Annotated in this window: 9 protein-coding genes; 6 read left to right on the top strand and 3 right to left on the bottom strand. The window is 71.5% G+C overall.

From position 1 onward, the window contains the following. Position 1 precedes the first annotated feature (1 nt). On the bottom strand, positions 2 to 1,702 hold the full coding sequence (locus tag IE311_RS13615; protein ID WP_189831900.1) for a type 2 periplasmic-binding domain-containing protein: 1,701 nt from the start codon (positions 1,700 to 1,702) through the stop codon (positions 2 to 4). A 351-nt stretch (positions 1,703 to 2,053) separates the two neighbouring features. Here IE311_RS13615 and IE311_RS13620 point away from each other — a divergent pair, with 351 nt between their 5' ends. Next, positions 2,054 to 4,924, top strand: coding sequence for a glycoside hydrolase family 3 C-terminal domain-containing protein (locus IE311_RS13620; protein WP_189831901.1), 2,871 nt, complete (start codon positions 2,054 to 2,056; stop codon positions 4,922 to 4,924). Positions 4,925 to 5,046: 122 nt separating this feature from the next. Here IE311_RS13620 and IE311_RS13625 read toward each other — a convergent pair whose 3' ends face one another. Both IE311_RS13625 and yicI read right to left on the bottom strand, forming a co-directional pair. Then, a complete protein-coding gene (locus tag IE311_RS13625; RefSeq protein WP_189831902.1) occupies positions 5,047 to 5,505 on the bottom strand; it encodes a pyridoxamine 5'-phosphate oxidase family protein in 459 nt (152 codons plus the stop codon). A 99-nt stretch (positions 5,506 to 5,604) separates the two neighbouring features. Continuing rightward, the gene (gene yicI, locus IE311_RS13630) at positions 5,605 to 7,857 is read right to left on the bottom strand and encodes an alpha-xylosidase (protein ID WP_189831903.1); all 2,253 of its coding nucleotides are present in this window, start codon (positions 7,855 to 7,857) and stop codon (positions 5,605 to 5,607) included. 354 nt (positions 7,858 to 8,211) lie between these two features. On the opposite strand from yicI, the gene IE311_RS13635 reads away from it, so the two are divergent. The 5 genes from IE311_RS13635 (at position 8,212) to IE311_RS13655 (ending at position 13,496) form a co-directional block, all read left to right on the top strand. Next, a complete protein-coding gene (locus IE311_RS13635; RefSeq protein ID WP_189831904.1) occupies positions 8,212 to 8,862 on the top strand; it encodes a GntR family transcriptional regulator in 651 nt (216 codons plus the stop codon). Beyond that, a complete protein-coding gene (locus tag IE311_RS13640; RefSeq protein ID WP_189831905.1) occupies positions 8,859 to 9,782 on the top strand; it encodes a dihydrodipicolinate synthase family protein in 924 nt (307 codons plus the stop codon). Before IE311_RS13635 ends, IE311_RS13640 begins: the two co-directional genes overlap by 4 nt. Next, positions 9,779 to 11,518: an L-arabinonate dehydratase gene (gene araD / locus IE311_RS13645; protein WP_189831906.1), complete on the top strand. Its 1,740-nt coding sequence runs from the start codon at positions 9,779 to 9,781 to the stop codon at positions 11,516 to 11,518. The genes IE311_RS13640 and araD overlap by 4 nt, the downstream gene beginning before the upstream one ends. A 122-nt stretch (positions 11,519 to 11,640) precedes the next feature. Further along, a complete protein-coding gene (locus IE311_RS13650) occupies positions 11,641 to 12,579 on the top strand; it encodes a carbohydrate ABC transporter permease (RefSeq protein WP_189831907.1) in 939 nt (312 codons plus the stop codon). Between the two features lie 35 nt (positions 12,580 to 12,614). Further along, on the top strand, positions 12,615 to 13,496 hold the full coding sequence (locus tag IE311_RS13655) for a carbohydrate ABC transporter permease (RefSeq protein ID WP_189832012.1): 882 nt from the start codon (positions 12,615 to 12,617) through the stop codon (positions 13,494 to 13,496). The last annotated feature ends 15 nt before the right edge of the window (positions 13,497 to 13,511 follow it).

Genomic DNA, 13,511 nt, shown 5'->3' on the forward strand with positions numbered 1-13,511 from the left:
GTCAGCCCGCCGCGGATCCGTTGGTGTCGAGCAGCTTCTTGTACCAGTCGCGCAGCTGGTCGCCGCCCTTGGTCTTCCACTCGGATACCGCCTGCTGCATGTCGGAGACCTTCTTGCGGCCGCGGACGATGTCCTTCTCCAGCTGCTCGAAGTCGTTCATCAGGCCGGTCCACCGGGACGGCTCGGTGACGGTCATGCCGTAGAAGGAGGACTTGGAGGTGACGGCGCCCATGCGCTGCTGCCACTCGACCATGGCCCGGGTGACCTCGGGTGTGTCGGGGTGGGCGATGTAGGGGGCGGGGCTGGCGACGAACATCCAGGAGCTGCTGACCTCCTGGTTGCCCTTGTCGGTCTTGACCGGGAGGCCGTTCTCGACGGTGTGGTGGACGCCCTCGACGCCGTAGTCGGTGAGCATCCGCTCCTTGGTGCCGTAGGGGGCGGCGGTGAAGTCGGCGACGGCGAGGGCGTCCTCGATCACCGCCTTGGAGCTGCCCTTCCTGACGAAGGCCCAGATGTTGGCGGGGTTGGTGGCCCACAGCTTCGGGAGGCCGCCGGCGTGGCCGGGGATGTCCATGGCGGCCATGGCGAAGCCCGGGTTCTGCGCTGCCTGTTCGGACGTCTTGGCGTACCAGTGGGAGAGGTCGTTGTTGTAGATCAGGCACTGGCCGGCGGTGAAGCGATTGCCGGTGTCGCCCTGGTTCTGGGTCTTCTCGTCGGGGTGGACGACCCCGGCGTCGAAGAGCTTGCGGGTCCATTCCAGCGCTTCGAGATACTCCGGGGTCTCGATGCGGTTGATCAGCCTGCCGTCGGCCAGGTTCCAGCCGAGCGCCTTGTCGCTGCCGGACAGCACGCCGAACATGTTGTAGGCGGTCCAGGTCATGTCGCCGCAGGCCCACACCTTGGCCTTGGCGCTGGTGATCTCCTTGGCGAGGGCGAGGAACTCGTCCGCGCTCCCGGGCAGTTGCCAGCCCTTGGCGTCGAAGAGGTCCTTGCGGTAGAAGGGCGCGATGTTGGTGACGTACGAGGCCGGCATGGGCAGTCCGCGCAGCTTTCCCCCGAAGATCGAGCGCTGCCAGGCGTCGGTGGGGATCGCCGCGAGGTTGGGGTACGCCTTGACCTTGTCGCCCGCGAGGTAGGGGCCGAGGTCCTCGAACTTGGCGTCGACGGCGCTGGGGATCTTGCCGCCGAGGTTCCAGCCCGGGATGACGACCACGTCGGGGATCTCGCTGGAGGCGAGGACGGCACCGAGCTTCTGGTCGTAGACGTTGCCGTCCTGGTTCTGCCAGGTGGCCCGGACGCCGATGGCCTCGTTCATGGCCCGGTAGTACGGGTTGTCGGGGGCCGGCGGGGGACCCCAGAACGGGGCCATGATCGTCAGCGCGCCGCCCTTGCCCCGCTTCCGGGTGACGGAGGCCTTGAGCGCGGCGCTCGGAAGGGCGCGGGTGAAGCCGGCCGCGGAGCCGTTCTTCGGTGCGATGTCGGGGGCGACGACGGTGCTCGCGACGAAGGCGGGCAGCAGCTTCGCCGCGTCCTTGCCGGTGGTGGTGCCGTCCTTCTTCCCGTTGTCCGCTCCGCCCCCGCAGGCCGCGAGGAGCGGTGCGCCGCCGGCGACCGCGGCCGCGGCGACGGCGGTGGAGGCGAGGAAGCCCCTCCGGCTCGGGGTGGATCTCCGGGAGCCCGTGGAGACGGCGTTCGGCGTCATTGCGTCAACCCTTCATGGCACGCGCCAGGACATACGGCGACCGCGAGGTGCCGGCCGGCTGCGGTGGTGGAGGTGGTGCGGGCGGGGCGGAGCCCCGGGGCGCTGTCGGCGTCCGAGTCGAAGCGCTTCGATATTGCTGCGAGGTTAAGTGAACGTCACAGGCGCGGCAAGAGTCGTTCCCGAGAATCTCGGGGATTCCACGACTGTCCCCAGCCGGGGCAAGTGGCTTGGACAGAAAGGGAAATGCTCGTCTTCACGGCTTGACACCCGCTCTGCGCACCCCGGAGCATCGAAGCGCTTCGAAACCGTCGTGCCGACGGCCTCCACGCTCCTCTGCCAAGGGACTCGCACGTGACCGCTCACCGGCCGCCCTTCCGTGACCCGGCGCTCCCCGTAGCCCGCCGGGTCGACGATCTCCTCGACCGGCTCACCGCCGGTGAACGCCTGGCGCTCCTCCACCAGTTCACGCCCGGCGTCGACCGTCTCGGCCTGGCCGCCTTCCGCACCGGTCAGGAGGCCCTGCACGGGGTCGCCTGGATGGGGCCGGCGACCGTGTTCCCGCAGGCCGTGGGTCTGGGGGCCACCTGGCACCCGGAGTTGGTCCGCCGGGTGGGCGAGGCGGTCTCCCGCGAGGCGCGGGCGATGCGCGCCAAGGACGACCGGGTCGGCCTCAACGTGTGGGCTCCGACGGTGAATCTGCTGCGCAATCCGCTGTGGGGGCGCGGCGAGGAGGGCTACTCCGAGGACCCGGCGCTGACCTCCGCGATCGCCACCGCGTACACCCGGGGGCTGCGCGGCGACCATCCGGTGTACTGGCGCACCGCGCCCGTCCTGAAGCACTGGCTCGCGCACAACAACGAGGCGGAGAGGGACACCTCCTCCGCCTCCGTACGGCCCCGGGTGCTGCACGAGTACGACCTGCGGGCGTTCCGCGGCCCCGTCGAGGCGGGCGCGGTGGCCGGGGTGATGCCCGCGTACAACCTGGTCAACGGACGGCCGAACCACCTCTCCCCGTACCTGGAGGAGCAGCTGCGCACCTGGACGGAGCAGGAGCTGCTCGTCTGCTCCGACGCGGGCGCGCCGTCCAACCTGGCGGACTCCCAGGGGTATTTCGCGACCCACGAGGAGGCGGTCGCCGCGTCCCTGAAGGCCGGTGTCGACTCCTTCACCGATCACGGCACGGACACCTCGGTGATCCTCGGGCGGCTGCGACGGGCCCTGGAGGCGGGGATGATCGGGCAGGAGGACGTGGACCGGGCGGTACGGCGCCAGCTGACCGTACGGTTTCTGCTCGGTGAGTTCGACCCGGAGCTCGATCCGTACGCGGACGAGGCCCGGTTCGACACCCCCGACCACCGGGAGCTGGCCCGCGAGGCGGCGGAGGCGGCGGTCGTCCTGCTCAGGAACGACCCCCCTGGTCCGGGCGCGGCGCTGTTGCCGCTCGCGGCCGACGGCGGGCGGATCGCCGTGGTCGGACTGCTCGGCGACGCCTGCGCACTGGACTGGTACAGCGGTGCGCTGCTGCGTCGTTCCTCCCCGCTGGACGGACTGCGGGAGCGGTTCGGCGCGGACCGGGTGACCTTCGCCGAAGGCGTGGACCGGATCCGGCTGCGGACCGCGTCCGGTACACGGCTCCGGGTCCCGGAGAGCGGGACCGCCGAGGCGGTACGGGGTGCCGAGGGAGCGCTCGACCCGGCCCTGGTCGCGGGCCGCACCGATCTCCCCCCGCTCACCGCGGACGCGGTGGGCTCGGAACTGGCGCTGGTCGACTGGGGCGAGGGCGTGCTGACGCTGCGCGCCCCCGACGGCAGGTATCTGTCGGTCGCCGGGGACGGGCTCGTCCGCGCCTCGGCGGACGAACCCGGCGGCTGGGTCGTCCAGGAGACCTTCCGGCTCGAAGCCCGTGAGGGGCATGCGCATGGGCACCTCCTTCTGCACCTCGGTACGGGTGGCTACGTCTCTGTCGCCGCCGGGGTCGTGAAGGTTGCCGCCGGCCGGGAATCCGCCGAGGTGTTCACCGTGGAGGTCGTCGAACGCGGCGAGGACGCGGTCGCCCGGGCCGCCGCCGGGGCCGACACGGTGATCGTGGTCGCGGGCAACGACCCCCACATCAACGGCCGGGAGACCGAGGACCGTACGACGCTCGCCCTCCCCGCCCAGCAGGAGCGGCTGTGGCGGGCCGCGCACACGGCGAACCCGCGGACCGTCCTGGTCCTCGTCTCCTCCTACCCGTACGCGGTCCCGGAGGCCGCCGCGACGCTCCCGGCCCTGTTGTGGACCGCGCACGGCGGGCAGGCGGGCGGCACGGCGCTCGCCCGGGTGCTCGCCGGTGACGTGTCCCCGGCGGGCCGGCTCCCCCAGACCTGGTACGCGCGGGACGAGGACCTGCCGGGGATGCGGGACTACGACGTCATCGGCGGCCGGCAGACGTACCTGTACTTCGACGGGACGCCGCTGTTCCCGTTCGGACACGGCCTGTCGTACACGAGGTTCACGTACGAGGAGCTGACGGCGGTCGTCGACGGGGAGACCGTACGCGTCGGCTGCACGGTCACCAACAGCGGCTCCGTGGCCTCCGCCGAGGTGGCCCAGGTGTACGCACGGGCCGTGGCTCCCTCCGTACCGCGCCCGCACCGCGAGCTCCTCGCACACGAGCGGGTGGGTCCGCTGGCGTCGGGCGCCTCCGTCTCCCTCTCCTTCGAGGTGCCGGTGGCGGCGCTCGGCCACTGGGACGTGGTCCACGGCCGCTGGACGGTGGAGCCGGGGGCGTACGAGATCCGGGTGGGCGGGTCGAGCACGGACGTCCGGCGCGTGGTCCGCGTCGAGGTGGCGGGCGCGGCACCGGGCCCGCGACCGGTCCTGACCGACGGGCTCGCCGCCGCCGACTACGACGAGCAGTCCGGCACGGTGATCGTCGACCGGACGAAGCTCTCGGGCGACGCGGTGGCACCGGCGGATCCGGGCACGGAGGGCAGGCTCCTCTACCGGGCCTGCGATCTCTCCGACGGCGTCACCGAGGCGGCGCTGACGGTCGCCGGCGAGGGCTCGGTGGAACTGTCCCTCGCCGACGGCACGGTCCTGGCCCGGGCCGAGGTCCCGCCGACGGGCGGCCCGTACGCGTACACCGTCCTCGGGGTCCCGCTCGTCCTCCGGGACGTCGTGGACCTCCACGTGGGGCTGCGCGGGCCCGTGCGTCTCGCGCACGTCGGTTTCGCCGGCTGAGGGACCGGCGCGACCGGCCGGAAGGCCCGGCACCGGAGAGTCCGGTGCCGGGCCTTCCGGCGTCGGGCCTTCCCGTCGTGCCCGGTGGGCGACAGCGGTCCGCCCGTCCGCCGCCCGGTTCCTCAGACCACCCAGCGGCCGTCCCGCATCAGGTGACGTCCGGCGAGCTCCGGCTCCTCGTGCCAGGCCTCCACGGCGGTGGGCCGGACCCGGAACCAGCCGTAGGCGGGGCCCGAGTTCCGCGGGTCCCAGCCGCACTTCGCGGCGAAGCCCTCGATCGCCTCCGTCGGTACGTCCCCGACGGAGAGCGTCGTCACGTCGCCGTCCAGCAGGACGACGTCGCGGGTGTGCCCGAGGGCGAGGCGGGTCCGCCCTCCGTCACGGAGGTTGCGACCGGTGGGATTGGTCAGCCTGGTGCACAGCCAGATGTCCGTGCCGTCCCACTGGAAGGCCAGGGGGACGAGGTACGGTGCCCCGTCGCCGGCCGCCGAGGCCACCCAGATGTCGACCTCCTCCGCCAGGCGTGCGAGGACGTCCTTCTTGCGCTCTTCGGGACCTCTGACCGTCCGCGTGTTCGTCATGGTCCCGACCCTACGGGCCGTCCCCCCGGTGATCCATCCGCTTCCCCCACCCGGGCAGGGACCCGCTCGCCCCGGGGAGTCGGGCGGGCCCGTCCGCCGTCACCCGTCGACGCCCCCCGGCCCCAGCACGCGTACCGCGTACGGCAGTTCCGTTCCGGTCACCGTCGCCCGGGGACCCTGCCGGGTGCGGGTCACCTCGTAGACGGCCGCCGGGGCACCCCGGTGGTCGGGGACCGTGACCGTGACGGTGTTCTCGGCCGGCCGGCCGGGCCCGCCCGGAGCCACGAGCAGGGTGAGGCCGTCGAGCCACTCGCCGTCCGGACGTGAGTCGTCGGCCCCCAGCGGGAGGACCGCGCCGGGGCGGACGTACAGCGGCAGGCTGTCGAGCGCGTGGGTCTCACGGCGCCAGCCGGGTCCCGTCACCGTCTCGCCGCTGAGGAGGTGGGTCCACTCCCCCGCCGGGAGGTACACCTCGACCTCGCCCCCACGGGTGAGGACGGGCGCCACGAGCAGATCGGGGCCGAGCATGTACTGCCGGTCCAGGGTCCGGCAGGCCGGGTCCTCGGGGAACTCCAGGAGCATCGGACGCATCACGGGGACGCCGGTCCCGTGGGCCTCGGCGGCGACCCCGTACAGGTACGGCATCAGCCGGTGCTTGAGCCGGGTGAAGCGCCGGGCGACTTCCACGGCCTCCTCGCCGAACTCCCACGGCACCCGGTACGAGTCGCTGCCGTGCAGCCGGCTGTGCGAGGAGAGCAGCCCGAACGCGAGCCAGCGGGTGAAGACCTCCGGCTCCGGCGTTCCCTCGAAGCCTCCGATGTCGTGGCTCCAGAAGCCGAAACCGCTCAGGGAGAGCGAGAGGCCGCCGCGCAGGGACTCCGCCATGGCTTCGAAGGAGGCCCAGCAGTCGCCGCCCCAGTGGACGGGGAACTGCTGCCCGCCGGCGGTCGCGGAGCGCGCGAAGAGGACGGCCTCACCGGTGCCGCGCTCCTTCTCCAGCAGGTCGAAGACGGTCCGGTTGTAGAGCTGGGCGTAGTAGTTGTGCATGCGCTCCGGGTCCGAGCCGTCGTGCCAGACGACGTCGGTGGGGACGCGCTCGCCGAAGTCGGTCTTGAAGCAGTCGACGCCCTGCGCGAGCAGGGGCCGCAGCCTGTCCTGGAACCAGGTCCTGGCCTCGGGGTTGGTGAAGTCGACGAGGGCCATGCCGGGTTGCCACAGGTCCCACTGCCACACGTCGCCGTTCGGCCGCCGGAGCAGATGTCCGCCGGCCACGCCCTCGTCGAAGAGGGGGGACTTCTGGGCGATGTACGGGTTGATCCACATGCCGACGCGGAGCCCCCGGGCCTTGAGCCGGGCCAGCATGCCCTCCGGGTCGGGGAAGGTCTCGGGGTCCCAGCGGAAGTCCGACCACTGGTACTCGCGCATCCAGAAGCAGTCGAAGTGGAAGACGGAGAGCGGGATGTCCCGCTCGGCCATGCCGTCGACGAAGGAGGTGACGGTCGCCTCGTCGTACCGGGTGGTGAAGGAGGTGGTGAGCCAGAGGCCGAAGGACCACGGCGGGGGCAGGGCGGGGCGGCCGGTGAGCGCGGTGTAGCGGGCGAGCACCTCCTTGGGGGTGGGGCCCGCGACGACGAGGTACTCCAGGGTCTGGTCCTCGACACTGAACTGGACCTGTCCGACGGCCTCCGAGCCGACCTCGAAGGAGACGCGGCCCGGGTGGTTGACGAAGACGCCGTAGCCGCGCGAGGAGAGGTAGAACGGGATGTTCTTGTAGGCCTGTTCGCTGCTGGTGCCGCCGTCGGCCTGCCAGATGTCGACGCTCTGGCCGTTCTTCACGAAGGGGGTGAAGCGCTCGCCGAGGCCGTAGATCTGCTCGCCGACTCCGAGCGCGAGCTGTACGGCAATGTGGTGGGCGCCGTCGGCGGTGGTGACGAACGCGGTGCCCTTGCGGCCGGCCTCGGTGAGGGTACGGCCGTCGGCGTCGCGGAACTCGAGGGTCCAGGGGGCCGATCGGTCCAGGCGCAGCCGGAGCGGCCCCGAGGCCAGTTCGACGACCGGTCCCGCCACGTGGACGGTGCCCGAGCCGGTCCCCGAGCCGTCGAGCTCGAAGTCGGGGCCGCGGTGGGCCTTTCCGGCGTGGTGGGTGACGCGGACGCCGATGACACCTTCGGCGGGTGCGTGGCACTCCACGGTCAGGAGGGCCGAGTTCAGGGTGTCACCGCGGGTCTCGACCCGCTTGACGGAGGCGTAGGCGGTGAAGCGGTCGGCTTCCGGGCGCAGATCGCGGACTTCGGTGGCGTACGAGGCGTGGACGCCCTCGCGCATCAGCCAGAAGCCGTCGGTGAACTTCATGCTGGTCCTTGGGGTGGGGTGGGAGGGGCTGCACCGAGCCCTCAATAGTTATCCCAGAAAACAAATCACCGGACCAGCCCCGTCACCGCCCGACCCGCACGACACCTGCGACCCGGACGGCCCGGACGGCCGACACAGCCCACCCGGCCCTCTCGGCCCGCGCGCCTCGCGCGACTCGCGCGACCCGGGGCGACCCGGGGCGACCCACCCGCCTCCGGCCGTTCCGGACTCGCACCGTCCGCAGAAAGCGCTTGCGCGAAGCATTGACGAAACACGAACGCCCCCTTAGCTTCATGCCCGTTGCACTTCGTACGTCATATATGAGACGCGATACATGAGATCTGAGAGTGCGCCATGGCCTTCGCCCCCAGTCCCATCCCCTCCCGCACCCAATACGTCCTGGAAGCGATCAAGCACGACATCCTCACCGGGGGACTCAGACCCGGGCAGGCACTCGTGGAGACCGAACTCGCCGCGCGTTTCGGGGTGTCGAAGACCCCCGTCCGCGAGGCGCTGAAGACCCTCGCGGGCAGCGGGCTCGTGGTGATGAGCCAGTACAAGGGCGTCACGGTCCGGATGGTCGACGCGGACATGGCCCGCGCCGTCTACGACGTACGACTCCTCCTCGAACCCGAGGCGGTCCGCCGCGCCGTCGCCTCCCGCGCCCCGCTCGAAGCGGCGCACGAGGCACTGCGCCGTGCCGCCGGTGCCGAGGACCCGGCCGAACGGTCCCTGGCCAACCGGGACTTCCACCGCGCGCTCTATCTGCCCTGCGGCAACCCGCTGCTCGGCCGGATGCTCGACGAGGTCCGCGACCAGGCCGCGCTCGTCTCCACGGTCGCCTGGGCCGCCAGCCCCTCCTGGGAGCGCGAGGCCGCGGAGCACGAGGAGATCCTGCGCCTGGCCGACGCGGGCGACGTCGACGGGTCCGGCCGGGCCGTGCACGACCACATCGCCTCGTTCGTCGAGCGCGCCTTCCCCCAGTCCCCCCTGACCAGCGAATGAGCGGGCAGCACGTGAGCATCGAATTCGACACCCTGCGGACCGCCCTCGCGGACGTCGTGGCCATCCCGGTCACCCCGTTCGCCGAGGACGGCTCCGTGGACACCGTCACGCACCGGGCGTTGTTGCGCCGGCTCCTCGACGGCGGGGTCCGCACCCTCACCCCGAACGGCAACACCGGCGAGTTCTACGCCCTCACCCCCGAGGAGCGCCGCTCCCTCACCGAGATCACCGTCGAGGAGGCCGGCGCCCGGGCCACGATCCTGGTCGGCGTCGGCCACGACGTGCCGACGGCGGTCGAGGCCGCCCGGCACGCCCGCGCCACCGGCGCCCACATGGTGATGGTCCACCAGCCCGTCCATCCGTACGTCTCCGAGAGCGGCTGGGTGGACTACCACCGGGCCATCGCCGAGGCCGTCCCGGAGCTCGGTGTCGTCCCCTACATCCGCAATCCGCTGATCGGCGGGGACCGGCTCGCCGAACTCGGCGCCGTCTGCCCCAACGTCGTCGGAGTGAAGTACGCGGTCCCCGACGCGGCCCGGTTCGCCGGCTTCGCCCGGGACGCCGGCCTCGAACGGTTCGTGTGGGTGGCGGGACTCGCCGAGCCGTACGCCCCCGCCTACTTTGCGAGCGGCGCCACCGGTTTCACCTCCGGCCTGGTCAATGTCTCCCCCGCGGTCTCCCTGGAGATGCTGGGCGCCCTGCGGGCGGGCGACTACCCGGCGGCGATGAAGGTCTGGGAGCGGATCCGCCGCTTCGAGGAGCTCCGCGCGGCGAACGGCAGCGCCGACAACGTGACCGTGGTCAAGGAGGCCCTCGCCTCCCTCGGTCTCTGCCGCCGCGCCGTCCGTCCGCCGAGCCGGGAACTCCCCGAGGCGGAGCGGGCCGAGGTCGCCACGATCGCCGCCGGGTGGCCGATATGAGCCCCGGGGAGTCCGGGGGCCGCCGCCCCGAGGAACTCCGCAGCCACCAGTGGTACGGCACGGACGGGCTGCGTTCGTTCAGCCACCGCGCCCGCACCCGGCAGCTCGGCTACCTTCCCGAGGAGCACCTCGGGAAGCCGGTCATCGCGATCCTCAACACCTGGTCCGACATCAACCCGTGCCACGTCCATCTGCGCGACCGCGCCCAGGCCGTGAAGCGGGGGGTGTGGCAGGCGGGCGGCTTCCCGCTCGAATTCCCGGTCTCCACGCTCTCGGAGACCTTCCAGAAGCCCACCCCCATGCTCTACCGGAACCTCCTCGCGATGGAGACGGAGGAGCTGCTGCGCTCGTACCCGGTGGACGGGGCGGTGCTGATGGGCGGCTGCGACAAGACGACCCCGGCGCTGCTCATGGGCGCGGCCTCGGTCGATCTGCCGACGGTGTTCGTTCCGGCGGGGCCGATGCTGCCGGGCCACTGGCGGGGCGAGACGCTCGGGTCCGGTACGGACATGTGGAAGTACTGGGACGAGAAGCGGGCGGGGAATCTCGGCGACTGCGAGATGGCCGAGCTGGAGAGCGGTCTCGCCCGCTCCCCCGGTCACTGCATGACGATGGGTACGGCTTCGACGCTGACCGCCGCCGCGGAGACCCTGGGCGTGACCGTGCCGGGCGCCTCCTCGGTGCCGGCGGTGGACTCGGGGCACGACCGGATGGCGGCGGCCTCGGGGCTGCGGATCGTGGAGCTCGTACGCCAGGACCTGCGGCTGTCGCGGATCCTGACGACGGAGGCGTACGAGGACGCGGTCGCCGCGGTGCTGGCGCTCGGCGGCTCGACCAACGCGGTCATCCATCTGATCGCGATGGCGGGACGCTCGGGGGTGAAGCTGACGCTCGACGACTTCGACCGGATCGCGCGGACCGTCCCGGTGCTCGCGAACCTGCGGCCGGGCGGAGCGTTCCTGATGGAGGACTTCCACTTCGCGGGCGGGATGCCGGGCTTCCTCTCACGGCTCACCGACGTCCTGCACCTGGACCGCCCGACGGTCTCCCACGCCACGCTGCGGGAGCAGCTCGACGGTGCCCTCGTCCACGACGAGGAGGTGATCCGGGACCGTTCGAGGCCGCTGGCCGCCGAGGGAGGGGTCGCGGTGCTGCGCGGCAACCTCTGCCCCGACGGCGCCGTGATCAAGCACATCGCGGCCGAGCCCCGGCTGCTCCGGCACACGGGTCCCGCGGTCGTCTTCGACGACTACCGGTCGATGCAGCGGACCATCGACGATCCGGCGCTCGGCATCACGCCCGAGCATGTGCTGGTGCTGCGCGGGGCGGGTCCCAAGGGCGGGCCGGGGATGCCGGAGTACGGCATGCTGCCCATCCCCCGGTACCTGCTGGAGCAGGGGGTCCGGGACATGGTGCGGATCTCCGACGCGCGGATGAGCGGGACGAGTTACGGGGCGTGCGTGCTGCACGTGGCGCCCGAGTCGCATGTCGGCGGGCCCCTCGCCCTCGTCCGTACGGGCGATACGATCACCCTCGACGTCGCGGCGCGCTCCCTCCATCTGCACGTCACGGACGAGGAGCTGGACCGCCGCAGGGCCGCGTGGACACCGCCGCCGGCCCGGTACGAGCGCGGTTACGGCGCGCTCTACATGGAGCAGATCTCCCAGGCCGACACCGGCTGCGACTTCGCGTTCCTGGCCCGCCCGGGCACCACCCCCGATCCGTACGCGGGCTGACATCCCGCCCGTCGAACCGGGCTTCTCAGCCCTCACGCGCATCTCCGGCTTCACCCGCCCCACCCTGTCCGAAATCTCGAACGACGTTCGCGAAGCGCTTCACCGAGAACGGAGCCGCCGTCATGGCCTCAGCTGTGACCCCACCGCCCCAAGCCGTCACGGCACGGGGCCGCCGCCGCACGGGAGCGACCCCCCGCCGACTGCCCTATCTGCTGATCGCCCCCGCCGGACTGCTGATGCTGGGCTTCATCGCCTACCCGGTGCTCAGCGTCTTCTACTACAGCCTCCAGCACTACAACCCCACGAAGCCCTGGCGGAACGGCTTCGCCGGCCTGGACAACTTCACCCGGATCTTCACCGACGACCCGCGGTTCTGGGGGACGCTGACCTTCAGCCTCAAGTGGGTCGTCGTCGAGGTGACGCTCCAGCTCCTCTTCGGTCTCGCGCTCGCCCTCATCGTGAACCAGACCTTCGTCGGCCGCGCCCTGGGCCGGGCCCTCGTCTTCTCCCCGTGGGCCGTCTCGGGGGTGCTCACCTCCGCGATCTGGGTGCTGCTCTACAACTCCCAGACCGGGATCACCCGTTATCTGGCGGACATGGGGCTCGGCACGTACGGCACGTCCTGGCTCTCCGACACGTCGACCGTGTTCCCCGCGGCGATCATCGCCGACCTCTGGCGCGGGGTGCCCTTCTTCGCCATCCTCATCCTCGCCGACCTCCAGTCCGTGCCGAAGGACCTGTACGAGGCGGCCGAGGTCGACGGGGCGGGCCGGATCAGGCAGTTCCTCCACATCACCCTGCCCCACATCCGGGACGCGATCGTCCTGTCCACGCTGCTGCGCGCGGTCTGGGAGTTCAACAACGTCGACCTCCTGTACACCCTGACCGGCGGCGGGCCCGCGGGCGAGACCACCACCCTGCCGCTGTACATCGCCCACACCAGCGTCGACGCCCACAACTTCGGATACGCCTCCGCCCTCACCACGGTGGCGTTCGTGATCCTTCTCTTCTGCTCGATGGTCTATCTGCGCCTGAGCAAGTTCGGAGGCGACGGCAAGTGACAGCCGAGTCCACCCTGAGCCCGGCCCCGGCCGACGTGACCCCGCCCCGGGCCGCGCAGCCGCCGGACCGGACCCCGCCCGCCGCCGCCCGTGCCAGGCGCAGGGCCTGGGACGAGGTGCCCCGCTGGCAGATCTATCTGCCCCTCGGGATCTACCTCCTCTTCACCCTGATCCCCTTCTACTGGATCCTCCTCTTCGCGGTGCGCCCGGCCGGCTCCACCTCGCTGGTTCCCTGGCCGATGACGACCGCGCACTTCGAGAAGGTGTGGAACGAGCGCAGCTTCGGCGTCTTCTTCCAGAACAGCCTGCTCATCGGGGTGGCGGTGCTCATCAGCACCACCGTCGTCGCCCTGGCCGGCGGTTACGCTCTGGCCCGCTTCGACTTCAGGATCAAGAAGGGCTTCATGCTGGCCCTGCTGTGCTCGCAGTTCGTGCCGGGCGCCCTGCTCCTCGTCCCGCTGTTCCAGATCTTCGCCGAACTGAAGATGATCAACTCCCTGGGGAGTGTGATCATCGCCGAGACCGTCTTCCAGCTCCCGCTGTCGATGATCCTCATCAGCGGCTTCATCAGGAACGTGCCGTACTCCCTGGAGGAGGCGGCCTGGGTGGACGGCTGCAACCGCTTCTCCGCCTTCCGGATCGTCGTCCTCCCGCTGCTCCGCCCCGGACTCGTCGCCGTCGGCTCCTTCGCCTTCGTGCACGCCTGGAACCACTTCCTCTTCGCCCTGATGTTCCTCAGCAGCCAGGACAAGCAGACGATCCCGGTCGGCCTCAACACCCTCATGGGCGCCGACAGCGTCGACCTCGGGGCGCTCGCCGCCGGTGGCGTCATCGCCGCCGTGCCCGTCGTCATCGTCTTCGCCTTCATCCAGAAGTGGCTGGTCACGGGCTTCAGCGCCGGGGCGGTGAAGGGATGAACGGGACCGCCGGCA

The sequence above is a fragment of the Streptomyces zaomyceticus genome, assembly GCF_014656215.1.
GTDB classification, from domain to species: domain Bacteria; phylum Actinomycetota; class Actinomycetes; order Streptomycetales; family Streptomycetaceae; genus Streptomyces; species Streptomyces zaomyceticus.